Raw genomic sequence first — 22,457 nt, forward strand, 5'->3', positions numbered from 1 at the left:
CCACCCACTGCCATCTAAAGGAGGCGAACCGTGAACACCATCCGCACCGCGACGACGATCACCACTCTGGGACTTGTGGCCGTGATGATGGCCGGGTGCGCCTCCGCCGCAGGCAGCACGCCCGAGCCCGAGGACGTCACCGAGGTGCGCCTCGGCTACTTCGCGAACGTCACGCACGCACCGGCGCTCGTCGGACTCGAGGAGGGCCTCTTCGCGGAGTCGCTCGGCGACATCGACCTGTCGACCTCGGTCTTCAACGCCGGTCCCGCGGCGATCGAGGCGCTCACGGCGGGCGCGATCGATGCGACCTACATCGGCCCGAATCCATCGATCAACACGTTCATCCAGTCCGGCGGCGAGTCGGCCCGTATCGTCGCCGGTGTGGCGACCGGCGGCGCCGCCCTCGTCGTCCGCCCCGGCATCGACAGCCCGCAGCAGCTGTCGGGCACGACCCTCGCGAGTCCGCAGCTCGGCAACACCCAGGACGTCGCGCTGCGCGTCTACCTGGCAGAGCAGGGCTATGAGACCGATCCCTCGGGCGGCGGCGACGTGTCGATCACGCCGACCGAGAACGCCCAGACGCTCACCCTGTTCCAGCAGGGTGCGATCGACGGCGCCTGGCTGCCCGAGCCGTGGGTCTCGCGGCTCGTGGTCGACGAGGGTGCCGAAGTGCTCGTCGACGAGGCCGAGCTGTGGCCCGGCGGCGCGTTCCCGACCACCGTCCTGCTCGTGCGCGCCGAGTTCCTCGAGCAGCATCCCGACGTCGTCGAACGGCTCCTCGAAGGGCACGTGGCTGCCGTGCACTGGATCGCCGATAACGCGGCCGAGGCCCCCGGAGTCATCAACGCGGCGATCGAGTCAGAGACGGGCAAGCCGCTCAGCGACCCGGTCATCGAGCGCGCCCTCGAGCACGTGACCTTCTCGGTCGACCCCCACGCCGAGGCGTTCGAGACCCTCGTCGCCAACGGCCTCGGAGCCGGCACGCAGAAGGACGGCTCGATCGACGGGCTGTTCGACCTGCGCATCCTCAACGGCCTGCTCGACACCGCCGGCGCAGAGCAGGTCTCGGCGGCAGGGCTCGGAGAGGACTCGCCGTGACGGCGTCCGGTCCCCCGGCAGCGGGTGTCGCGACGCCGGGCGCAGCGGTCGCGGCGCCCCGCTCCGGCACGCCGAACCTGCTCGGGCCGAGCTTCGACGGCGTGACGCCGGTGCCCGCACGCACTCCCGCCCCGGAGCCCGCGGTGCGCATCGACGGCGTCTCGAAGCGGTTCGGCCGCGGACCGCTCGTGCTCGACGACGTCACCCTCGACATCGCGCCGGGCGAGTTCGTGTGCCTTCTGGGCGCGTCGGGATGCGGAAAGTCGACGCTGCTCAACCTGATCGCCGGCCTCGACCGCCCCTCGGTCGGCTCGATCGCAACGCCGGCGGAGGGCTCGGCGGTCATGTTCCAGGAGTCGGCCCTCATGCCGTGGCTGACCGCGCGCCGCAATGTCGAACTCGCCCTGCGGCTGCGCGGGGTGCCGCGCGGCGAGCGTCGCGAGAGGGCGCTCGCGCTGCTCGATACCGTGAATCTCGCGGATGCCGCGGAGAAGCGCCCGCACGAGCTGTCGGGTGGCATGCGCCAGCGCGTCGCTCTCGCCCGCGCGCTCGCGCAGGACCGGCCGGTGCTGCTGATGGACGAGCCGTTCGCCGCTCTCGACGCCATCACGCGCGATCTGCTGCACGAGGAGCTCGAGCGCGTGTGGCGCGCGACCGGCCGCACGATCGTGTTCGTCACCCACAACGTGCGCGAGGCGGCGAGGCTCGGCCAGCGCGTCGTGCTCATGGGCAGCCGGCCGGGCCGGATCGTGCAGGAGTGGACGATCGCCAAGACCCGCGGCCGTCGCATCGAGTCGCCCGAGGTCGCCGCCCTGTCGGTGGAGATCACCGAGCAGCTGCGGAAGGAGATCCGTCGCAATGCCGCGTGACATCGCCGTCGAAGCGCCGCGGGCCGAGGCATCCGCTCCCGACGACCTGCGCAGCCTCGCTGCCGGACTCGACCGCCTGCAGACCGACGCCGGCCCGGGGTCCGCGCGCTGGCGGCGGATCGCCGAGAGCGTCGTGCCGCCCATCGTCTTCGTGCTGCTGCTCCTCGTCGCGTGGCAGGCGTACGTCGTCCTCGCGCAGCCGCGCCCCGACATCGTGCCGAGCCCTGTCGACGTCGCGAACGCGCTCGGATCGGCGTGGGACTCCGGCCGTCTGCAGGAGGCCGTCGCCACGAGCCTCGAGCGCGGCGTGGTCGGCTTCCTCATCGCGATCGCCGTCGGCACTCCGATCGGGCTGCTGCTGGCCGAGGTGCGCCCCATCCGCCGCGCCGTCGGACCCATCATCTCGGGGCTGCAGGTGCTCCCCTCGGTCGCATGGGTGCCTGCCGCGATCATCTGGTTCGGGCTGTCCGACGCGACCGTCTACTTCGTGATCCTGATGGGCGCGATCCCGTCGATCGTGAACGGCCTCATCGCCGGAATCGACCAGGTGCCGCCGCAGCTGCGGCGCGTCGGCACCGTGCTGGGGGCATCGCGCTGGCAGCTGGCGACGGCCGTCATCCTCCCCGCGGCGCTGCCCGGGTACCTCGCCGGCCTCAAGCAGGGCTGGGCGTTCTCGTGGCGCTCGCTCATGGCGGCCGAGATCATCGCCGTCGGCGGCACGATCGGGTTCGGGCTCGGCTCGATGCTGCAGCAGTCGCGCGAGCTGGCCGACCTCGCGGGGGTGCTCGGCACGATCATCCTGATCCTCCTCATCGGCATCCTGATCGAGCTCGTCTTCTTCGGACCCCTTGAGCGACGGATGCTGAAGCGCCGGGGTCTGCTCGTCACGGGAGGCGCGCGATGACCCGGCGACCGGGATCCACCGGCAAGGTCTGGCTCGTGGGCGCCGGGCCCGGCGACGCCGAGCTGCTCACCGTCAAGGGACTGCGGGCCCTCGAGCGGGCGGACGTGATCGTGGCCGACCGGCTCGGCGCGCGGGGGGTGCTCGACGGCCTCGCCGCGGAGGGGGTGGTGCTCACGCCCGAGGTCGTCGACGTGGGAAAGCTACCCGGGCACCACGCCGTGCCCCAGGACGCGATCAACGCCCTGCTCATCCAACTCGCCAGAGACGGGAAGCGCGTCGTACGGCTCAAGGGCGGCGACCCGTACGTGTTCGGCCGCGGCGGCGAGGAGCTCGCGGCCTGCCGGGAGGCGGGGATCGAGGTCGAGGTCGTGCCCGGCATCACCAGCGCCATCTCGGTGCCTGCGCTCGCCGGCATCCCCCTCACCCATCGCGGTCTCGCGACCGCGTTCACCGTCGCCACCGGCCACGACCAGATCCGCGAGCTCGGCGGCGGGTGCGACCACACGGTGGTGCTGCTCATGGGCATCGGCACCCTCGCGCACTCAGCTCTGATCCTCGCCCGCGGCGATCGCGGCGCCGGCTGTCCCGTGGCCGTGGTCGAGGACGGTTACGGACCGGGCCAGCGGGTCACGATCGGCACGCTCGCGACGATCGCCGCGCAGGCCGCCGCCCGCGGGGTCCGCTCACCCGCCGTCGTGGTGGTCGGCGACGTGGTGCGCCTCAGCCCGTGTGCCCCCGACGCGATCGCGGCCGCCGATCTGTCGACCTTCGACCCCCTCGGCTCGCCCGCCTCGCGCAGCGACGCCCCCGGAAAGGCTCTTGCACAATGACCTCATCGTCCATCGACAACCTCCGCGTCGCGATCGTCGGCGCCGGTCCGGCCGGCATCTATGCGGGAAACATCCTGTCCGCTTCTGTGCGGGAGGCCGGCGGTCGTGTCGCGATCGACCTCTTCGAGTCGCTGCCCGCCCCCTACGGCCTGATCCGCTACGGGGTCGCGCCCGACCACCCGCGCATCAAGGGCATCGTGACGTCGCTGCACGAGATGCTCGACGCCGGCGCCATCCGGTTCCTGGGCAACGTCGAGATCGGCCGCGACCTGGCGCTCGACGAGCTGCACGCGCGGTACGACGCGGTGATCCTGGCGACCGGCGCGATCCGCGACGCCGCGCTCGACATCCCCGGCATCGACCTGCCCGGGTCGTTCGGCGCCGCCGACTTCGTCGCCTGGTTCGACGGTCACCCCGACGTGCCGACCGACTGGACCCTCGACGCCGCGCAGGTCGCCGTGATCGGCAACGGCAACGTCGCGCTCGACGTGGCGCGCATCCTCGCGAAGCACCCCGAAGACCTGCGGTCGACCGAGATCGCCGACAACGTGCTCGCCGGGCTCGAGGCATCCGCCGTCACCGACGTGCACGTCTTCGGCCGCCGCGGCCCCGCCGACATCAAGTTCACGCCGATCGAGCTGCGGGAGCTGGGCGAGGTTCCCGGGGTCGACATCGTCGTCCACGACGAGGATTTCGCCCACCTCGAGGGCGTGGCGCCCGCCACCAACCAGCTCAAGGTGATGCTGCGCATCCTCGACGGCTGGCGCACCCGCTCCTCGACCGGAGCGAGCCGCCGCCTGCACCTGCACTTCTACCACGCGCCCGTCGCGGTGCTCGGCTCTGACAGGGTCGAAGCGGTGCGCTTCGAGCGCACCGCACCGACCGGCGACGGCCGGGTGCGAGGCACGGGCGAGTTCCGCGAGGTGGCGGTGCAGCAGGTGTACCGCGCGGTCGGCTACCACGGCACGCCTGTGGTCGACGCGCCCTTCGACGAGGCACGCGGGGTGATCCCCAACGTCGAGGGCCGCGTGGACGGCGGGGACGGTCACGTGTCGGGTCTCTATGCCACCGGCTGGATCAAGCGCGGCCCCGTCGGGCTGATCGGCCACACCAAGTCCGATGCGATGGAGTCGATCGCGCATCTCGTCTCCGACGCCACCGCGGGCCGGCTCAGCGCACCCCCGATCGACGCCGATGTGGTCGAGCTGCTCGATGAGCGCGAGGTCGCCTACACGACATGGGACGGCTGGCTCGCGCTCGACGCCCATGAGCGCGCACTCGGCGAATCCCACCGGTTCACACGCGAGCGCGTCAAGGTCGTCCCGCGCGCCGAGCAGGTGGACATCTCGCGGTCGGGAGCGCTGATCCGCACATGACGTACGTCATCGCGCTGCCGTGCGTCGATGTGAAGGACCGGGCCTGTATCGACGAATGCCCGGTGGACTGCATCTACGAAGGCGACCGCTCGCTCTACATCCACCCCGACGAGTGCGTCGACTGCGGTGCGTGCGAGCCGGTCTGCCCCGTCGAGGCGATCTACTACGAAGACGACCTGCCGGATGAGTGGCAGGACTACTACAAGGCCAACGTCGAGTTCTTCGACGATGTGGGCTCGCCCGGTGGCGCCGCCAAGGTGGGCGTGATCCACAAAGACCACCCCATCATCGCCGCACTGCCCCCGCAGGAGGACTCGCATGGCTGAATCGGAATATGATGCTGGCGTGTCGCAGGTCGAGGTCGACGTGATCGTCATCGGCGGTGGTCCGGCGGGACTGTCTGCGGCGCTCAATCTCGGGCGCTCGCGGGCATCCGTGGTCGTGGTCGATGCCGGTCGACCGCGCAACGCGGCCACGCTGCGGTCCCATGGATTCCTCACCCGCGACGGGGTTCCTCCGCTCGAGCTGCGCAAGCTCGCACGCGCGGAGCTGACGGCGTACCCGAGCGTCAGCCTGCTCGATCGCACCGGGGTGACAGCTCTGCTACCGACGGATTCTTCGAACGGCATGCGTTTCATCGCCGCACTGAAGGGTCCGGCCGGCCGGACCCCGCCGGCCGTCGCCGCGAGATCGGTGCTCATCGCCACCGGGATGCGCGAGACCCTGCCCGAGATCCCGAGCCTGCGCGCGTTCTACGGCATGTCGCTGTTCAGCTGTGCGGCCTGCGACGCGTGGGAGCTGCAGGATCGTCCGCTCGCCCTCATCGGCGAGACGCCCGACCTCGCGGTGCGCGCGCGTCTCATCTCCCGCTGGACCGACCGCCTCACGGTGTTCACGAACGGAGCGGACGTGGTCGACACCGTCGAGGAGGCCGAGCTCGCGGCATCCGGAATCATCGTCGAGCGCCGCGCCATCGATGATCTCGAAGGGGACCGTGGCGCCGTGTCGGCGGTACGCCTCGTGGACGGCTCGCGCGTCGAGGTCACCGGCGGGTTTGTGCGGCCGCAGTGGCAGCCGGCGCTGGACTTCCTGTCGGCGTTCGAGGTGGATCGCGACGACGACGGCGCACTCACCGTCGATCGCTCGGGACGCACGTCTGTGCCGGGTCTGTATGCGGCGGGGGATGCCGCGTCCCCCGGTCCGCAGCAGCTCATCGTCGCCGCGGGCCAGGGTGCGCGTGCCGCCGCCGTGCTGGTGCACGACTCGGTCGGGGTGCGCACGGCGCACTGAGGTCGTCGGGGCGCTGAGTGCCGCCGGGAGGCCGGCCGCGACGCTCAGGGTCGCCGGGCGTAGACCGGGGTGCTCAGGGTCGCCGGGCGTAGACCGACGCCTCGGATTCGTCGATGACGAAGCGGAGGGAGGTGCCCTCGGGGAACTCGGCGCGCAGCTCCTCCGACGCGGTAGCCGTCACGGTGAACGACGCCGTCGGCGGGAAGCCCTCGCCCGCGCAGCCCATGGTCAGCATCATGCCCTGGTCGCTGTAGACGAACACGCACGTCGTCGAGCGGTCGCTCTCGGGCTGACCCCAGGCGTTGCGAACCTCGACGACGGTGAGGTCGCGGAAGTCCTCGAACACGACGGAGCCGTCCTGCATCGGGCCGAAGAGGTCGCTGTTCCACTCCGCCTCTGACGCGGTTGCGAGCACCGCGACCCGGTTGCCGGGCAGCACGGGAATCGCCGTCGCCAGCACGGCGCCGACGACCAGACCCGCGCCGCCGACGGCGGCCAGCCAGGGCCAGATGCGTCGACGCCGCCGCCCCGGCTTGTCCTCCGTAGCGACCGCGGTCGTCGCGGACGCTCCGGAGACGGATGCCGCGACCACCGGTGCCGCGTCCGTGGCAGTGAGTCCGGGTGCAGGGTCCGTGGCGGCGGTGGCGGCTGCGGGGTCTGCGTCCATGGCAGCGGGAGCGGGGCCTGCGTCCGTCGCAGCCGGGTTGGGGGTCTGCGCGCGACCCTCGAGCTCGCGCAGCCGGGCGAGCGCGGCCGGATCGTCGAGGATGTCGGCTGCCGGACCGTACGCGCGGGCACGCAGCATCCGCAGCTCGTCACTCCACTCGTGATCCATCGCTCATATCCTGACATCCCGCGGCGCGCCGAGGACGATCGGTGCGGCGACGTCGAGGCGCAAGGCGTCAAGCTCCGAGCTGCAGCGAGTCGGCCCAGACCTTGCGACCCTCCACGAGCATGTCTCGCACCTGCGCCTGATGCGTCTCGGCCGGCGAAGCGGCGTCGGGCCACGACGCGGTCTGCTCGAGTGCCCACGTCGTCCACTCGATGATGTGGACGTAGTGGCCGATCATGAACGTGTTCGACAGAGCGAACAGGTGGCGGCGCTGGGGGAACGTGCCACCCGTCTCGCTGATGTTCACGGCGTAGCGGGCGAACAGTGCGCGGGCCGTTTCTGCCTGCGTACGGATCGTCTCGAGGGTGCGCCGCAGGTCGTCGATCGAGCCCTGGTCCGAGACGAGCACGCGGATCATCCCCTCGAACTCGAGGGCGACGGGCTCCGGGTCAGCGGCCAGCCACGCGGCGAGCGTCTCCCGGCCCGCGTCGGTGATCGTGTAGACGGTTCGGCCGCGCCTGCCGGAGTGCTCTTCGCGCGCGGTAACCAGGCCGGTGGCGAGCAGTCTGTGCACGACGTTGTACCGCTGACGGTCGGCCCGGGGCCAGAGCAGGTCGACGCCGCGACCCAGCTGTTCGGCGAGCTGGTAGGCCGACCAGTCGCTCGTCGCGAGCAGACCGAGGGTCAGGTACGCGGTCGTGGTGAGCTCGCGTGGGGGCACAGCATCCTTCTTTCAGAAAATCATCGACGCGGCCCGTCCCGATCCCTATACTGCAAACTGCAGTAGCCTTCGGGTCGAACGTGGCCGAATCGTGTGGGGACACGGGTCACGGACTGGGGCGGGCTCGATCGCAAGGTTGGCCTGCGCCCGATGGCGCTGGGGTAGCCATCGGGGTGGTGCCGGCACCGCTCGCCGGTTCCACCCCGATTGCTCGATCGGGGCCCGAGGGTCAGCCGCCCATGGCTCCCGCATCGGTCTGCCCGACATCGGTGCGGTGGAAGCTCTGGAACGACCGGGACGCCGTCGGCCCACGCTGGCCCTGATAGCGGTTTCCGTACGGCCCCGAGCCATAGGGATTCTCAGCGGGCGAGGTGAGGCGGAAGTAGCAGACCTGGCCGATCTTCATGCCGGGCCAGAGTTTGATGGGCAGCGTCGCGACGTTCGAGAGTTCGAGCGTCACGTGGCCCGAGAAGCCGGGGTCGATGAAACCGGCCGTGGAGTGGGTCAGCAGGCCCAGACGGCCGAGCGAGGACTTGCCCTCGAGGCGGGCGGCGATGTCGTCGGGCAGGGTGATCTGCTCGAACGTCGAGCCGAGCGCGAACTCGCCGGGGTGCAGGATGAAGGGCTCTGACGGGTCGACCTCGATGAGGCGCGTGAGCTCGGGCTGGTCCTCGGCAGGGTCGATGAACGGGTACTTGTGATTGTCGAACAGCCGGAAGTAGCGGTCGAGCCGCACATCGACACTCGACGGCTGCACCATCTCGGGATCCCACGGCTGGAGCCCGATGCGACCCGCGTCGAGCTCGTGGCGGATGTCGCGATCGGAGAGCAGCACGAGGTCAGCCTACCCGCGGCGCGGACGCGTCTGCTTCGGCCTGTGGATGCGCTCTGTTATTCTTTCCAGACGCCGAAAGGCGTGCCCGGGGATGTAGTTCAATGGCAGAACTTCAGCTTCCCAAGCTGATAGCGCGGGTTCGATTCCCGTCATCCCCTCCATTTACGGTACGGCCGCGGGCTAGGGTCGGAAGCGTGTCTCGAAAGCCGGCGGGTGCTGCGCTCGTCCTCGCTGTGGTGCTCCTCTGTTCCGGTTGCACGTCGTTCCCGAGCCCGCCGGGGTCCGTCGGAGACGACTATCCCGGCACGTGCATGCCGGGAGAGCTGTCGTGGCCGACCGACTTCCTGGAATCGCTCGCGGGGGAGTCGTCGGCGGTAGGCGGTGAGATCGTCGGCCTTCGGCTCGAGTACCTGGAATCGCGGTGGGTCTGGCGCCTGAGGAGCGCCGACACGAAGCTCGACGCCTTCGGCGAGCGGGTCGACGAACCGAGCTTCGGCAGAGAGTCGCTCATCGACGTGCGAACTCTGGAGCCGATCGCGACCCACGAAGTCACGCTTACGCAGGCCGAGCAGGGCACGCCGGCGCGTGCGGCGCTCGAGGCAGCTCAGCAGTCGGGCGAACAGTGGCCGGGCCCGCTGATCATCGAGATGACCCGCGTCATCGACGGCGATCAGGCAGCGTGGCAAATCACGACGTGCGACACGGAGAGCAATCAGCACACGGTGATGACGCTGGGCTGATCGCACGGTCCCGGACGTATGACGCGAGCGCGCCGGCCGCGAGGGGTCGCTCGACGGAAACAGAGTAAATCGACCGCTATTCGAGCTCGACAGCAACCCAGGCGGATTCCGGAACGCGGTCTCCGGAATCAACCAGCCACCCTGATAGTGCGGCAAGACCCAGCCCGATCGTCATCGCCGCCAGTGCGCCCGCCCCGACGATGATCCATGCCTTGCGCGCGTCCGGAGCCATGGGACTGACCCTATAGACGTCGACCGCCTGGTCGCGAGCGGTCGAGGCTCGGCGGTCCACCGGTCAATGAACGTTGCCGATCGAGACGGACGCTGGTACAGGTCTTGGTGGCGGGCCGGTGAGCAGCCGCTCGTCCAGGCTTCGCGCGTGGTTCGCCCGGACACCGGGCGGAGTGGGCGCATAGGCTGGCGCGATGGACACGGGTGAACTGCACTTCCGGACGACAATCGGCGTCAAGGTCAAGGGTGAGACCTGGAGTTGCGTCGAGATTCCCGGGTCCGCCGACCTGTTCGGTACGGGTAAGACCGTCAGAGTTGATGCACAGATCGACCACGTGTTCCTGGAGGACGTCGGTACGTTGCCCACCGGCGCGGGCGGACACATGGTCTCTCTCAACGCCAAGGTCCGCAAGCAGCTCGACAAGAACATCGGAGACGAGGTCGAGGTGACGATCGCACGGCGGTGAACGCGTCGTCGATAGCTCAGCGCTGACAAAGGCCAACCACGCGCTCCGCCGAAGGTTCTGCGACCGCACGACGACCGGCTTGAGGGCGACCCTCAGGTCTCGGGTCTCAGGCGGTCAGTGAACAATCGAGGGAGGACATTCACCAGCGCTACGGCGTGATCTCGTCGCTCGAGTCACGCCGGTACACCAGCCGCAACTCAACACCGTCTTCCGTGGGTGTGCTGTATACCCACACGGGACGCCAATCCAGGGGGGTCGGGCCGATCTGAGTCGGCTGCTCAGCCAGCCCCATCTCCTCAATGAGTTGATGGGCTTTCTGACCGTCCGCCGGACGGATCGTCACGTATGTCGTTGCCCTGTACGGCTCGTAACCGATCCGAGGTTCTCCCAGGATCGTTGCCCCGGCAGGTGCCGATATGAGCCACGATGGCGGCACCGCGTCCTTCGCGGTCCAAACTCCGAGGAGCTGCCAGATGACGTAGCCGCCGACGATGATCAGGGCGATAGTCCACGCGATGATTCGTCGGTCTTTCGCCTTCCGCGGTCGCGGCTGCCCGACGTCGGCTTTGACCTTGTCCTCCGGGGCCGTCAACGGACTCTCCCTGTAGACGCACTCGCCAGCAATCGAGTTGTCACCTTTCCTCCATCATCTGCGAGGAGGCCGGAGAGTGCCTCGGTGTCGTTCATGTGCGCAGGTCACCCACGAACCCATTGCAGATGCCGCTCTCACTGGCGAGCGCCTGATCGTCGATGGCCCCGTCGGAGCGCGTCAAGTCATTGGGGTAGGGCACGTCCGGCATGGTCGCATCCCCGCGTGCGGCGTAGTCCTTGGACGCGATCGGGTCGTCGTCGACGAAATACGCGTCCCACGCTGCGTACACCAGCATGCAGTGGTAGATGCCGGCGGCTCTGGTGTAGCCGGACCAGTCACCGTTGCCGTGCCACCGTCCAGCGGGCAGACCTGTTATCGACTCCGGCCACGCGAACCCCTGAGGAATCGCCTCAGCCCACGCTGCGACTTCCGCGTCGTACGCGCTGTCACGCGGATCAGGGGGGTGCGTAGGCGTAGGGCTCGGTGATGCTGGTGCGGTAGATGCCGTCGGTGCAGGCGTCTCGGCCGTCACCGTGGCATCCGCGGTTCGTTCAGAAGCGGGGTCATCCACGGGCACGGCACATCCGGTCAGCGAGAGCGCGATGACGACGACGGCGGCTCCGAGAACGGCCTCGGCGATGCGATTCACAAGCGAATACTCGCATACGACCGTGTGGGAATCCGGCCGTCGCATCGGCCCCGGGGGAATCGTGGACCGCTGAACGAGACGAGCCGGCTCGGGCGCGCGTGACTAACGGTTCGCGTCGCATCGATCACTTCGACTGCCGCGCGCCCGACGACCGCCTAACGAGCCCGTGTGGTGGACGGCCCGACGCATACGCGCTCGACGGCGCACCGGCCTCAGGAGTCCACCCAACCTTGCGTTCGCGCCAACCTAATGGTCACGTCGACGTCGCCCCGCTCCGTAGTCAGTCGGGCCACGAACTGTGCTGACCCAATCAGCCCACTCGAACGAATCCAGAAGGTGCGACCTGGCGGCGGGAGGACTAATCCATGGCGAGCGGCTCGAGTTGCGTGACGATCTGCGTGGCGATCTCCAGGGCTCGCGAGGCTGTCTCTCGGCCCGTATGTGCTCCTCGATGGATCGCGTCGTTCCGGCGATCGACCAGACCATCTCTTGTGTCGACGGGTAGAGCGACTGTCGCGTGATCGACCAATAGACCCAACGTTGGGCGGGGGTGGTTCAAGCCCGGAAACGAGTTCCGCGAATGCAGCCGAGCGAGCACGAGTTCGACCGAAGTGGCGGCATCGATGACTGATCTTCTGAATCGACCTCTGATCAGCTCACCCCGCGCGTCTCGAAGGAACAAGTGCGCATCGGGTGGCAGCCGAGCTGCGTTGGACATCGCGATTACTCGACGCAGCATCCCTAACGTCAGGGGCGTTGGTCGCGAAACACGGATCTCCATTCGATTCGGCCAGGTGGTTCCCGACGGGCCGTCATCCGAAAGCGCTCTGAACGACAACCCTTCGCCCCATTTGCGCCTATGTATGGGGTTGTCGATCAGTGTGTCCTGGCCGGTGGCCGCGCCGATCCAGACGAGCACATTGTCGAACCAGCTTTGTACCTCCTCGAACAAGGAATCGATCTCGGGACCAGTCGGATCCCAGCTACCAGTCGGCTGCGCACGTCGCTCGATCAATTCATCGCGGAGAACAATTTCCATCATCAGGCACGAAACCCACGCGGCCCGAAATCGAGGTGGACCGGTGCGCCACTCCGTAACCCTTCCCCACTCGCCGTCCCCGAGTCGCTCTCGATCGTTTGGCGACTGAGGCAGGAGATCGACGGCCGGTGGAACGATTGCAAATCCGTCCGGCCGCTGCCACGCATCGTCACCTCGCTTCCAGCCAGGGAAGCTCACTCGCATTCGGCGGTCAGCAATGCGTGCTGAGAACGTCTTGCCGAGGCAGCCGCGTGTGACCTTTATGGACGTCGGGAGGTCGTACCGAGCGAAGACTCGAACCATGGCCTGACACTAGCGGTACGCATTGTTCCTAGGAGGGCTTCGATTGGGACGGCTTCGCAATCCCCTCCCGACGGTGGCTCGAGACTCCCTAGAGGACCCGGCCACGCGCACTCTGCGACCAATGACTCACTTCGCAGCTGACCTCCTATGCGGCGCGCGAGACGTCGTCGCGCTAGGCTCAGAAAAGTTCGTTGGTTCAAGGCGCCAGTGGTCCCGGGTTCGATCCCTGGGGCATCGCAGGTGGCTTGGTGGCGCTAGTTCTGCTAGCACTCGTCCGCCTTCTCAGTGACAGAAGAAATTCGACTACGCCGAAGGAGACACGGATGAACACAAACCACGCAAACAAGTCAGGTCGCACACGGAAGTACTGGCAGTACGTCTTGGAAACCCTCTGGGCGGCGGGTGCTGGGGTAATTGGCAGCCCACTGGCCACCTTGAGCTAACGAACCAAGGAGGTAGTCGGCGGACGCATGGCTACCTCCTCCCCCGTTCCAACCACGCGAGCCTCGCACGGCGACCGGCGTCGCCCGGTCCTCGACCGGCATGCGGTCGCTCATCCTGCAGAGTAGGAGCATGCGTGCGCGAGCGACACTCAGGGCGTCGGTCGAGTCCGGCAACAACTGGGACGACCCATCCGAGGATCATCTGTTCATGCTCGTCGAGGATATCGAGCGCGGCGACGAAAGCTACCTGATCGTCGAGCGCCTCAGCGACTCGTCCGGACAGAGCTACATCCAGACGATGCGGAACGAGGAAGGGGGCTTCCTCGTCGAACGTCGCGATGGGGCGCCGGACAAGCACTTCCAGACCACGGCGAGCGACTTCCGACATGCCCACGCCCTGATCGCGGCGTGGGCGTTCGGCGAGCCCGAGGTCGCCACACCCAGCGAGTGGTTGCCAGTCAGATTCGTCGGCTGACTCCCGTCGGCCCGGGCAACCTTCGGCGCGGTCGGGATCGCCGGCGCGCTTACGGACGGTCAGCGGGCTACTGCCTCGAGCGGCCGAAGCCTTCGAGACCGCGGCACACGCTGTCGAGATGCTGCGGCGAGCACCGAGGCGAGGCGGCCGAGGTCGCGGAGATCACCCGGATCGAGCGGGAAGCTATTCGAGCGGACTGCGACGGCTGAACTCACCGAGGGCCTCGCCGGTGCACCTCCCGGAAAGTCATCGGCTGTCATTGACGCTCGCGCTCGTAGCCACACTCACGGTCGGGGTTTCCGCCCCCGCCCAGGCTGCCGTACGGACACAGAGGTGCTCATCGCACGTCGTCTTCATCGGGGTGCGCGGGACGACCGGCAATCGCGCAGTACAGGACGATGTCGGGTGGCGGCGACCGGCGAAGTGGCGTGAGCTGCACGCAGGCCCGGCCCGCGTTTCTAGCCCAGTCAGCGTGGCGGATTCGTGTACAGGTCAGTCGCGCACCCTGTCTCACCGGGCTCGAGCGAAATGGGGCGATAGGAGGGGTAGAACAGTTCGCCTGCTTCGTCGCGTACTACGAGAATGCACTCACGCTCCGCCGGAATCCCGACGGCGACTACGGTTTCACCGTTCCAGAAGGCAATGTCGATGCGGATGTAGTCGTCGGGAAATGCGTCATGAAGCGCCGACTCGAGTGTGTCGAGCTCGCTCTTGGCGGAGAGGATCTCGGCGACACGGGCGGTGTCGTGTTCAGTGAGCTCGGGACGTGCACGCGGTAGGGGTCGCGGAGGCGCGACAGTGTCGGGGCATGAGATCTCGGAGCGTCTCGCCTCGTAGTACCGCGGCCAGACCAGCCGGTAGCACACAGTCGCCTCCCCGGCGCTGTTCGATCGACCCCCGATGTTGGGCGAGGTGTAAGCCGCCACCTCGACGTGAATGCGCACGTCGATAGTCGCTTCGCTGTCGTGACCGATCTGGCCAGACCAGTCGAGTGCCTCGACTTCTTCGGGCACCCACCAGGAGACCATCTCTTCTAAACTCACCTCCCCGGTGTTGTCAGAGTGGGAGCCGATCTCCGCGGCGATGTTCTCGGCTCCGCGGTGCGCAAGGTCGTCACCGTCGGTGAAGAACGATGGCGCGCATCCCGTAAGTGGCACGGCGAGAAGTGCGGCGACCGCGATGTTGGTGGCGCGAACGTGTGGTCGGGTGCGGAGTCGCATGACGAGATTGTCGCGATAAGAAGCCCGGTCGTCCCGAGGTTCGGCGCGACCCGACAAAGGGCGAAGTCCGCGGCGCATCACTTGTAGGCGCTCTTCTACGGACGCATTCGCCTCGCGGCATGTTTCACTTGACCGACACGGCGTACACAAGCTGCCACCCAACGGGAGATGAGCCGGGCGTCCCGCGGGGCGCCTTTCGACCTCAACTCAGCGGATGGCCTCCTGGGGTGCCCCGCGAAGCCGCGTCGCCACTCCCGGCGACAAGGACGGTCGCGCCAAACTCTCGCGCGCTGCTGTCTCGAGGGAGGGTTCGGCTCTGCGAAATCGATCCGTTTGGGTCGCGTCACGCCGGCGGCGCTCGCAACCAGTGCCTTGCTCACCGCACGTCGTGGCGTTCCGCGCAGGCGAGGGCGGTCTGGAGGCGGACGGCTGGCGCACGCTCCGCGGGCACCACTCGCTCCAGCCGGCGCAGTACGTCCAGCAGCACACCGACGACGTGGGCGTTGCCGTGGGCGCTGTCGCGGATCTGATCGAACGACGCCGCAACAAATTCGTCCCAGCCCGGCCGGTCGAGCGTGATGTGGATGCCGCCACCCGGTGCCGTGCGCACCGCCGACGGAAACGCGCGCTGCCCCAAGCGCCCGAGGAAGTCGCCCAGATAGTACAGCGCGTGTTCGGCCGTGGTCGGGTCGTTGATGCCGGGTGAGAGCGCTCGCAGAGCGATGTCGACCAGCTGCCGCACGTCGAAGAGCGGGTCCTGCTCGGCCGAGCGGGTCGCGTCGATGACGACGGCGGCGCGGATCGCCTTTGTCGCCTCGACCTCGTCTACTGGCGTGCCGGCGGCCGTCGCCAGCACGTCGTCGCACGCCACGAAGGAGCCCACGCGCACCCGAATATGCACGCGGTCGACCTTTCCAAGGTCGGCGTCCAGAAGGGCGGAATCGTCGATCGACCGGACGAATCCGGTCGCGGTCGACCGGACGTCCCACTTCGGGCCGGCGTAGGGGCGCAACGCCGCAACGCCCCCGGCCGCCGCCTGCCGGTCGGCCTCGCTCTCGGCGAACTGATCCGCGGCGGACTCGTCCTGGGCCTCGACGGGTGTACCGATCATGGAGGGATAGAGGTGGTCCAGACGCTCCAGCATCTCCTCGTGGATCTGCCGCTGCACCAGATCGACCTGCAGCATCTGAGAGATGTGGTGGATGAAGAGGATCAGGAGGCCCACGCAGACGATCGCCAGCGCGATGGCAACCGACACGGACAGCGCGGGAACGAATCCGGACGCCCCCTCCGCAGGGCTGCGCACCTCACGGAGCACCATCAGCGAATAGACGAAGGTGCCGATGTAGGCCCCGAGCACGACCTGGTTGACGCGGTCGCCGGTGAATCGGCGCATCACCCGGGGCGAGAACTGCGACGACGCCTGCTGCAGCGCGATCACCGTGAGCGAGAAGGCGATGGAGATGACCGTGATCAGCGAGCCGGCGATGGTCGACAGAAGGCTCCGCGCGGCATCCGCGGTACCGCCGAAAAGCCACGGCACCGAGGAGTAGTCGAGGCCGCTTAGGTGGGCATCGACCTCGACCAGCACCCAGGAGAGGCCGAGGGCTCCGACGACGGCGAGTGAGGGGACGAACCAGAAGCTGTTCGACATGTTCTGCCACAGGTTCTGGAGCTTGCCGGGCATCGATCTACCCGTTCGCGCCGTGCTCATCGCGGTGATATCCCGAGAGGTCGCGCAGCGCCCGAAGATCGCCGCCATCGGTGCGATGGATGACCGCGAAGCTCCCGTCCGTCTCGAGGATCACCGTCTCAACGCGGAGCAGGCGGCCGCGCAGCACGAGGATTCGGGGCCCGCTCTTCACCAGTCGACCCACACGCTTCGACCGCACCGAGAGCCATGCGATGCCGAATTGCATCCCGATGAGGACGGAGAACGCGACGATACCCTCGGCGAGGGCGACATCCTCCGACAAGAGGATCGTGGCGAGCGTTGACCCGAGGGCGACCGTGACGACGAGGTCGAAGGCGTTCATCTTGCTGAGCGTCCGCTTGCCCGAAAAGCGCAGCAGTGCGATGAGGGCGGCGCACGCGAGGATGCCGACCAGAACGGTCCGGATGAGTCCGCCCCAGTCCTGGAAGAACATCGAGAGAAGATCTGACGCGTTCATCGCGACTGGACAGTGCCTATCAGCGGTGTCACCCCGCGGCCGTGTCCCAGGGGCAGCTGGTCGTGCGGCGACGTCAACTGTTCAAAACTCCCAGGCTGACGCGAAACGACACTCACGATGTTCGACCTCTCCTTGTGCGCGCGCATGCTCATATCGTGGCCTCCAGTAGGTCGCTGCTCCGTGCAGGCTACTTCCCGCCCGCGTACTGCCTAAACGGGTTGACATGTCGCGCCGACGATGGGAACCACCCGTCGCCGACCACCGGCGCCTCCCCCTCACGGAACTCGCACCCGCGCGGTGCACTTGGGTCTTGGACCAATCGAAGGCGATCGGGGGTTCGATGAAGGGTCTCGGAAGACGAGTCACGTTCACCACAGCGCTCCTGGTCGCGACCTCCCTGGTCGCAGTGGGTTGCGTGCCGGGTGGTCAATCGGGAAGCCGGCATACGTTGTATGACGACCTCGACTCGCTGGCCCGGGACAGCTCGGCCATCGTCGTGGGATCCGTCAGAGATCAGCGCGAAGAGACATCCGCGGGATTCAGCTCCACGATCTCGACGGTCGAAGTCACCAACAGTCCTGCGAACCCGAGCCTCGGCTCGAACCTCGACTCCGGCGCGGTGCCCGTAGCCGTCGGAGAAGTGATCCAGGTTCGACAGGATGGACCGGAGCCCAGCGTTCTTCACCCGGGACAGGAGTACCTGCTCTACCTGACGCCCAGCATGCTCTCCGGGGAGGAGTCGACGCACTTCTTCATCACCGGAGCGGTCGCAGGGGCGTACGTGAGGAACGGCGATCAGTTCACCCGCGTCGCAGTCGACAGCGGCGATCGGCTTCCCGACACGATCACCATCGCGGGCACGGAGGGCTGACCGAGCCCCCGTCGAGTAGGCGGCACAGAGGTTCCAGGAAAGAACAGAGCGGGCGGCCGAGGGTCGGCGAGGGTGGCCGCTATCCCCAGCCAGGGACTCGCGATCCCGGGGTAACGGCGCCCTGAATCCGCCGGCGCGCCTCGCGCACGATGGGTGAACCCTCACACGAAGGAGCCACCCATGCCGAAGCCACACGACATCCACATCCCTGACCTGACTGGCAAGCGCGCGCTCATCACCGGCGCGAGCGACGGCGTCGGATTCGAGATCGCGGCGCGCCTCGCTCGGGCGGGCGCCGACCTCGTCCTGCCCGTCCGCAACGAAGCGAAGGGCGAGGCCGCCGTGGCCCGTATCCGCGAGCGGACGCCGGGTGCCGGCATCCAGATCCGTCATCTCGATCTCGCCTCGCTGAAATCGGTCGCCGCATTCTCCGACGACCTGCTCGCCGATGGGCGCGCGATCGACATCCTGATAGCCAATGCCGGTGTCATGAACCCGCCCACCCGGCAGCGCACCATCGACGGCCACGAGCTGCAGTTCGCGGTCAACCATTTGGGACACTTCGCCCTCGTCGCACACCTGCTCCCCTTGCTGCAGGCGGGACGCGCGCACGTGACGAGTCAGGTCAGCGTCGCGGCGAACAGAGGCTCGATCAACTGGGACGACCTCACGTGGGCGCGTCACTACGACCCCATGAAGGCGTACAGCTCATCGAAGATCGCGTTCGGCCTCTTCGCGGTCGAACTGCAGAGGCGATCGGATGCCGCGGGCTGGGGCCTGCGCAGCAACCTGTCGCACCCCGGCATCACTCCCACCAATCTGCTCTCGGCGCAGCCGGGCATGGGGCGACCAGACGACACGGCGGCGGTCAAGGTGATCCGATGGTTGTCGGAACGCGGCATCCTGGTCGGCACTCCGTCGTCGGCTGCGCTGTCTGCCGTGTACGCGGCGACCGCCCCGGAGGCGCGGGGCGGACGAATGTATGGGCCGAAGGGCTTCCGGCATCTGGGCGGGCTCCCCGCGGAGCAGCCGCTGTTCACCCGGCTGCGGAGCGAGAGCGACGCACGGCGCGTGTGGGAGCTGTCCGAGCAGTTGACCGGCGTCCGCGTCACCCGGTGATGCGAGCGACACCGACGCACGGATCCGGAGTCCCTGGCTAACCCCGAGCCCGTACCCGAGACTCGGATCATGGACAGAGCGCAACTGGCGGACTTCCTGCGGCGCCGCCGAGAGGCGTTGCAGCCCGAGGACGTCGGTCTGCGGCGCGGCCCGCGGCGCCGCACGTCGGGGCTGCGTCGGGAAGAGGTCGCGGTGCTCTGCGACATGTCCACCGACTACTACAGCCGACTCGAGCAGAGCCGCGGCCCGCAGCCTTCCGAGCAGATGCTCGCCGCGATGGCGCGCGGCATGCGGCTCAGCCTCGACGAGCGCGACCACCTGTTCCGCCTCGCGGGGCACACGGCACCCGCGCGAGCCCTGCGCGGCGAGCACGTCTCGCCCGGTCTGATGCGGGTGCTCGACCGGCTCGCCGACACTCCCGCGCAGGTCATGACGGAGCTCGGCGAGACGCTCGCGCAGACTCCCGCCGCTCGCACGCTGTTCGGCGACGAGACGCGGTTCGAAGGATTCATGCGCAGCGTGGGGTATCGATGGTTCATGGATGCCGCGGCCCGCGACGTCTACCCGCACGAGGACCATGCCGCACTGTCCCGCGCGTTCACCGCCGACATCCGGACGGTCTACGCCAAGTTCGGTGCACGCTCCCGCGCCGGTGCGATCGTCGCCGCCCTGTTGGCGGAGAGCCCGGAGTTCGCCGCGCTGTGGGAGGCGCACGAGGTGCGGTCGACGCATGCACGTGAGAAGCGGTTGCAGCACCCTGAAGTCGGCGTGATGGACATGCAGTGCCAGATCCTGATCGACCCGGAGCAAGGGCAGACGCTCCTCGTGCTCACTGCGACGCCGGGCACCGAGAGCTACGAGCGCCTGCAGCTTCTCTCGGTCATCGGCACCCAGGAGATGTCGTCCCCCGGCGGGCCCGATCACCCGTAGGCGCCGGTCGCCGCAACGCTACGATGCGGGCATGCCGTTGCTGCGAGACGTCGTCCTGCCGACGCTCGGCGCAGTCGCCGTGCTGGCTGCGGCTGGGCGGGCGATCCGGCGCATCGGTGGCGATGACCCCCGTGAGGACCAGGCCGTGCGTGCGCTCCAGGAGGCGTTCGGCCACCGGCCGGACGCCGGCGATGCCGCCCTCGCGACCCGCCCCGCCGACCCGGCTGGGCGTGAGCCCATCGACCGCCTCACCGGCCCGCTCTCGTGGTACTCCGGCGTGCCGCAGACCATCGCGAACGGGGCGATCTGGTGTGGCGTCACCTGGCTGCTGACGCGCGACAGACGCTCAGCGATCGCTCCTGCGGCAGCGCTCGCCCTCGAGACCGCGTGCTTCGTCGCATCTGCGGCGCTCGTGGGACGACCACGACCCCAGAGGGTGTGGCGCCCTGAGCAGCCGCATGCGACGTCGTCGTTCCCTTCCGGCCACACGGCAGCAGCCTTCGCGCTCCACGGCACGCTCGCCGACCTGCTCGACAGGCGCGGCGTACCTGGCGCACGGCTCCTCGGTCCTCTCCTTCGGTACGGCATTCCCGGAGTGATCGCGTTCTCGCGGGTCTACCGCGGCCAGCACCATGTCTCGGACGTCGTCGCGGGCGTCGTGCTGGGACGGTGGAGCGCCGCTGTGGTGCGGCGCGGGCTCATCTCGGGGCCATAGACCTCGGGGTGATGAGGACCCGAGGATCGCGATCAACCAGTCCGGCAAGCGGCCTCCCCGCTCGGACAGTTCGCACACCAATCCAACCCCGCGGAGGCGATCGGTATCGGCCGAGGCCCGCACAGCCTCCTATCCGATGACACGACGGAAGACCTCCCGGGCCACCGGGGCGCCGGTCAGGGGGTGTCAGAGCTTCGCCGAGGAGGTGAGACACGATGTACGCCTACATCGACGTGCTGGGGTTCATCGCCTCGGTGATCTCGTTCGTCCTCTGGTGGCCGCAGGCGGCGCTGGTGTGGAGGTGCCGCAAGCACGGGGAGCAGCTCAGAGGAGTGTCCACCTCTTCTCAGGTGCTCCTCTCGATGAACGCATGCCTCTGGGGGGCATACGCGGTAGGCACCGGCTCGCTCTGGGTCGGTGCGCCAGGGCTCGTCAACGGTCCGCTCGCCATCGTCACCGTCGTTCTTCTCAGACGATCCCGACGACTGCCGGAGAAAGCCCGGGGCTCCACGGCAGATAAAGTGGCGAGGTGACAGCGCCCGCTCCGCCGAGTCCCACCCCTGTGCCGCGGCCGGGTGCCGTCTACTTCCTGGGTCGAGTCGTTCTGCGGCCGTTGTTCTGGGTTCTGTACCGCCCCCGCATCGTCGGACGAGCGAACCTGCCGGAACGCGGGCCGGTGCTGTTGGCGAGCAACCACCTGGCGGCGCTCGACACGGTGATCATCCCGACTTCCGCGAGCCGCCCCGTCCAGTTCCTGATCAAGTCGTCGTACTTCACCGGCCCCGGGATCCTCGGCCGCTTCAAGCGATGGTTCTTCACCTCGATCGGGGGGGTCCCCGTTCACCGCTCGACTGGTCGCGATGCACGCGCCGCGCTCGATGCCGGGAGCAGCATCCTGCGGGCCGGGAACGTGTTCGCGGTGTTCCCCGAAGGAACCCGCTCACGCGACGGGAAGCTTCACGCCGGCCACGGTGGTGCGGCATGGATGGCGCGCGACACGGGCGCCGCGGTCGTGCCCGTCGGGCTCATCGGGACCGGCACCGCCAAGCCGCTGAGCCACCTGCTGCCGGGGAGGCGGCGGCTCGAGGTGCGCTTCGGCGAACCGCTCGATCTCGCCGACCTGGAGGGCGTACCCGACGGCAAGGCGCGTCGCGAGATCACCGAGCGCATGATGGCCGCCATCGCACGCCTGAGTGGCCAAGAACGCTCCGGCACCGTGAACGCGACCTCGCGCGACTGAACTGCTCAGGCGGTCCCGAGACGGCAGGAACGCGAGCGCCGAGCTGTGACGCGGCGCGAGCTCACCCCGCCGATACATTGACAGGATGCCCTTCGCCTTCCTCTTCACGCTGGTCCTCGCCCTGCTGGCCGTCTTCCAGCTCGCGCTGGTGCTCGGTGCACCGTGGGGGCACTTGGCGTGGGGCGGGCAGGACCGGGTGCTGCCTGCCCGCAAGCGGATCGGCAGTGTGATCTCGATCCTGATCTACGCGTTCATGGCGGTGGTGGCGTGGGACCGCGTCGGTGCGATCAGCGTCTTCCCGGACCTGTTCTCGCAGATCGCGATGTGGGTGATCTTCGCCTACTCAGTGCTCGGGATCCTGATGAACGCGATCTCCCGCAGCAAACCGGAGCGCTACACGATGGTGCCGGTCGCGATCATGCTCTCGGTGCTGTCGTTCCTGATCGCGATGGGGTACGGCGAGGTGGCCCTGGCGGTCTGACCCGCGCTCTCGAGGA

The 22,457-nt window shown here is 68.4% G+C and carries 27 protein-coding genes and 1 tRNA gene; 18 read left to right on the forward strand and 10 right to left on the reverse strand.

What is annotated here, in order from left to right; all coding sequences use genetic code 11:
• The first annotated feature begins 30 nt into the window (after nucleotides 1–30).
• From MK786_RS06650 to MK786_RS06680, 7 genes are all read left to right on the forward strand, one after another.
• Nucleotides 31–1,098: an ABC transporter substrate-binding protein gene (locus MK786_RS06650; RefSeq protein WP_241111457.1), complete on the forward strand. Its 1,068-nt coding sequence runs from the start codon at nucleotides 31–33 to the stop codon at nucleotides 1,096–1,098.
• Nucleotides 1,099–1,241: 143 nt separating this feature from the next.
• A complete protein-coding gene (locus MK786_RS06655; RefSeq protein ID WP_241111714.1) occupies nucleotides 1,242–1,967 on the forward strand; it encodes an ABC transporter ATP-binding protein in 726 nt (241 codons plus the stop codon).
• Nucleotides 1,957–2,871 carry an ABC transporter permease gene (locus MK786_RS06660; RefSeq protein ID WP_241111458.1) on the forward strand — a complete coding sequence of 305 codons (915 nt, stop codon included), beginning with the start codon at nucleotides 1,957–1,959 and terminating at the stop codon, nucleotides 2,869–2,871. Before MK786_RS06655 ends, MK786_RS06660 begins: the two co-directional genes overlap by 11 nt.
• Nucleotides 2,868–3,701: a uroporphyrinogen-III C-methyltransferase gene (gene cobA / locus MK786_RS06665; RefSeq protein WP_241111459.1), complete on the forward strand. Its 834-nt coding sequence runs from the start codon at nucleotides 2,868–2,870 to the stop codon at nucleotides 3,699–3,701. Before MK786_RS06660 ends, cobA begins: the two co-directional genes overlap by 4 nt.
• An 11-nt stretch (nucleotides 3,702–3,712) precedes the next feature.
• Nucleotides 3,713–5,077, forward strand: coding sequence for an FAD-dependent oxidoreductase (locus MK786_RS06670; RefSeq protein WP_241111715.1), 1,365 nt, complete (start codon nucleotides 3,713–3,715; stop codon nucleotides 5,075–5,077).
• Nucleotides 5,074–5,403 carry a ferredoxin gene (gene fdxA, locus MK786_RS06675; RefSeq protein ID WP_241111460.1) on the forward strand — a complete coding sequence of 110 codons (330 nt, stop codon included), beginning with the start codon at nucleotides 5,074–5,076 and terminating at the stop codon, nucleotides 5,401–5,403. Before MK786_RS06670 ends, fdxA begins: the two co-directional genes overlap by 4 nt.
• Nucleotides 5,396–6,367 (forward strand): NAD(P)/FAD-dependent oxidoreductase, encoded by a 972-nt coding sequence (locus MK786_RS06680; RefSeq protein ID WP_241111461.1) that lies wholly within the window; start codon nucleotides 5,396–5,398, stop codon nucleotides 6,365–6,367. Before fdxA ends, MK786_RS06680 begins: the two co-directional genes overlap by 8 nt.
• A 73-nt stretch (nucleotides 6,368–6,440) precedes the next feature.
• Here the strand turns inward: MK786_RS06680 and MK786_RS06685 are convergent, their stop codons facing one another.
• From MK786_RS06685 to dcd, 3 genes are all read right to left on the reverse strand, one after another.
• Nucleotides 6,441–7,202 (reverse strand): hypothetical protein, encoded by a 762-nt coding sequence (locus MK786_RS06685; RefSeq protein ID WP_241111462.1) that lies wholly within the window; start codon nucleotides 7,200–7,202, stop codon nucleotides 6,441–6,443.
• A gap of 67 nt (nucleotides 7,203–7,269) precedes the next feature.
• On the reverse strand, nucleotides 7,270–7,920 hold the full coding sequence (locus tag MK786_RS06690; RefSeq protein ID WP_241111463.1) for a PadR family transcriptional regulator: 651 nt from the start codon (nucleotides 7,918–7,920) through the stop codon (nucleotides 7,270–7,272).
• Nucleotides 7,921–8,149: 229 nt separating this feature from the next.
• Nucleotides 8,150–8,755, reverse strand: coding sequence for a dCTP deaminase (dcd, locus tag MK786_RS06695; protein ID WP_241111464.1), 606 nt, complete (start codon nucleotides 8,753–8,755; stop codon nucleotides 8,150–8,152).
• Between the two features lie 87 nt (nucleotides 8,756–8,842).
• On the opposite strand from dcd, the gene MK786_RS06700 reads away from it, so the two are divergent.
• Both MK786_RS06700 and MK786_RS06705 read left to right on the forward strand, forming a co-directional pair.
• A tRNA-Gly gene (locus tag MK786_RS06700) sits at nucleotides 8,843–8,916 on the forward strand.
• A gap of 33 nt (nucleotides 8,917–8,949) precedes the next feature.
• Nucleotides 8,950–9,495, forward strand: coding sequence for a hypothetical protein (locus MK786_RS06705; RefSeq protein WP_241111465.1), 546 nt, complete (start codon nucleotides 8,950–8,952; stop codon nucleotides 9,493–9,495).
• Nucleotides 9,496–9,571: 76 nt separating this feature from the next.
• On the opposite strand, the gene MK786_RS06710 is transcribed toward MK786_RS06705, so the two are convergent.
• Nucleotides 9,572–9,727 (reverse strand): hypothetical protein, encoded by a 156-nt coding sequence (locus tag MK786_RS06710; protein WP_241111466.1) that lies wholly within the window; start codon nucleotides 9,725–9,727, stop codon nucleotides 9,572–9,574.
• A 193-nt stretch (nucleotides 9,728–9,920) separates the two neighbouring features.
• Here MK786_RS06710 and MK786_RS06715 point away from each other — a divergent pair, with 193 nt between their 5' ends.
• Nucleotides 9,921–10,193: a DUF1905 domain-containing protein gene (locus MK786_RS06715; RefSeq protein WP_241111467.1), complete on the forward strand. Its 273-nt coding sequence runs from the start codon at nucleotides 9,921–9,923 to the stop codon at nucleotides 10,191–10,193.
• 148 nt (nucleotides 10,194–10,341) lie between these two features.
• Here the strand turns inward: MK786_RS06715 and MK786_RS06720 are convergent, their stop codons facing one another.
• The 3 genes from MK786_RS06720 to MK786_RS06730 all read right to left on the reverse strand — a co-directional run bounded on the left by MK786_RS06720 (nucleotide 10,342) and on the right by MK786_RS06730 (nucleotide 12,476).
• Nucleotides 10,342–10,785: a hypothetical protein gene (locus MK786_RS06720; protein ID WP_241111468.1), complete on the reverse strand. Its 444-nt coding sequence runs from the start codon at nucleotides 10,783–10,785 to the stop codon at nucleotides 10,342–10,344.
• A gap of 91 nt (nucleotides 10,786–10,876) precedes the next feature.
• A complete protein-coding gene (locus MK786_RS06725; protein ID WP_241111469.1) occupies nucleotides 10,877–11,434 on the reverse strand; it encodes a hypothetical protein in 558 nt (185 codons plus the stop codon).
• 358 nt (nucleotides 11,435–11,792) lie between these two features.
• The gene (locus tag MK786_RS06730; protein WP_241111470.1) at nucleotides 11,793–12,476 is read right to left on the reverse strand and encodes a hypothetical protein; all 684 of its coding nucleotides are present in this window, start codon (nucleotides 12,474–12,476) and stop codon (nucleotides 11,793–11,795) included.
• Nucleotides 12,477–13,349: 873 nt separating this feature from the next.
• Between MK786_RS06730 and MK786_RS06735 the strand changes: the two genes are divergently transcribed.
• Nucleotides 13,350–13,694 carry a hypothetical protein gene (locus tag MK786_RS06735; RefSeq protein ID WP_241111471.1) on the forward strand — a complete coding sequence of 115 codons (345 nt, stop codon included), beginning with the start codon at nucleotides 13,350–13,352 and terminating at the stop codon, nucleotides 13,692–13,694.
• Between the two features lie 467 nt (nucleotides 13,695–14,161).
• On the opposite strand, the gene MK786_RS06740 is transcribed toward MK786_RS06735, so the two are convergent.
• The 3 genes from MK786_RS06740 to MK786_RS06750 all read right to left on the reverse strand — a co-directional run bounded on the left by MK786_RS06740 (nucleotide 14,162) and on the right by MK786_RS06750 (nucleotide 17,085).
• Nucleotides 14,162–14,914, reverse strand: a complete 753-nt coding sequence (locus MK786_RS06740; protein ID WP_241111472.1) for a hypothetical protein — start codon at nucleotides 14,912–14,914, stop codon at nucleotides 14,162–14,164.
• A 376-nt stretch (nucleotides 14,915–15,290) separates the two neighbouring features.
• Entirely contained in the window at nucleotides 15,291–16,601 is a 1,311-nt protein-coding gene (locus MK786_RS06745; protein WP_241111473.1) for a DUF2254 domain-containing protein, read from the reverse strand.
• 4 nt (nucleotides 16,602–16,605) lie between these two features.
• Nucleotides 16,606–17,085 (reverse strand): DUF421 domain-containing protein, encoded by a 480-nt coding sequence (locus MK786_RS06750; RefSeq protein WP_241111474.1) that lies wholly within the window; start codon nucleotides 17,083–17,085, stop codon nucleotides 16,606–16,608.
• 448 nt (nucleotides 17,086–17,533) lie between these two features.
• Here MK786_RS06750 and MK786_RS06755 point away from each other — a divergent pair, with 448 nt between their 5' ends.
• From MK786_RS06755 to MK786_RS06785, 7 genes are all read left to right on the forward strand, one after another.
• Nucleotides 17,534–17,956: a hypothetical protein gene (locus MK786_RS06755; protein WP_241111475.1), complete on the forward strand. Its 423-nt coding sequence runs from the start codon at nucleotides 17,534–17,536 to the stop codon at nucleotides 17,954–17,956.
• Nucleotides 17,957–18,136: 180 nt separating this feature from the next.
• On the forward strand, nucleotides 18,137–19,075 hold the full coding sequence (locus MK786_RS06760; RefSeq protein WP_241111476.1) for an SDR family oxidoreductase: 939 nt from the start codon (nucleotides 18,137–18,139) through the stop codon (nucleotides 19,073–19,075).
• Between the two features lie 69 nt (nucleotides 19,076–19,144).
• Nucleotides 19,145–20,005, forward strand: a complete 861-nt coding sequence (locus MK786_RS06765) for a helix-turn-helix transcriptional regulator (protein WP_241111477.1) — start codon at nucleotides 19,145–19,147, stop codon at nucleotides 20,003–20,005.
• Nucleotides 20,006–20,036: 31 nt separating this feature from the next.
• Nucleotides 20,037–20,720 carry a phosphatase PAP2 family protein gene (locus tag MK786_RS06770; protein ID WP_241111478.1) on the forward strand — a complete coding sequence of 228 codons (684 nt, stop codon included), beginning with the start codon at nucleotides 20,037–20,039 and terminating at the stop codon, nucleotides 20,718–20,720.
• Between the two features lie 215 nt (nucleotides 20,721–20,935).
• Entirely contained in the window at nucleotides 20,936–21,253 is a 318-nt protein-coding gene (locus MK786_RS06775) for a hypothetical protein (protein WP_241111479.1), read from the forward strand.
• On the forward strand, nucleotides 21,250–21,960 hold the full coding sequence (locus tag MK786_RS06780; protein WP_241111480.1) for a 1-acyl-sn-glycerol-3-phosphate acyltransferase: 711 nt from the start codon (nucleotides 21,250–21,252) through the stop codon (nucleotides 21,958–21,960). The genes MK786_RS06775 and MK786_RS06780 overlap by 4 nt, the downstream gene beginning before the upstream one ends.
• 85 nt (nucleotides 21,961–22,045) lie before the next feature.
• A complete protein-coding gene (locus MK786_RS06785; protein WP_241111481.1) occupies nucleotides 22,046–22,441 on the forward strand; it encodes a hypothetical protein in 396 nt (131 codons plus the stop codon).
• The last annotated feature ends 16 nt before the right edge of the window (nucleotides 22,442–22,457 follow it).

The sequence above is a fragment of the Microbacterium sp. CFH 31415 genome (assembly GCF_022538185.1).
In the GTDB taxonomy this organism is placed as follows: Bacteria; Actinomycetota; Actinomycetes; order Actinomycetales; family Microbacteriaceae; genus Microbacterium.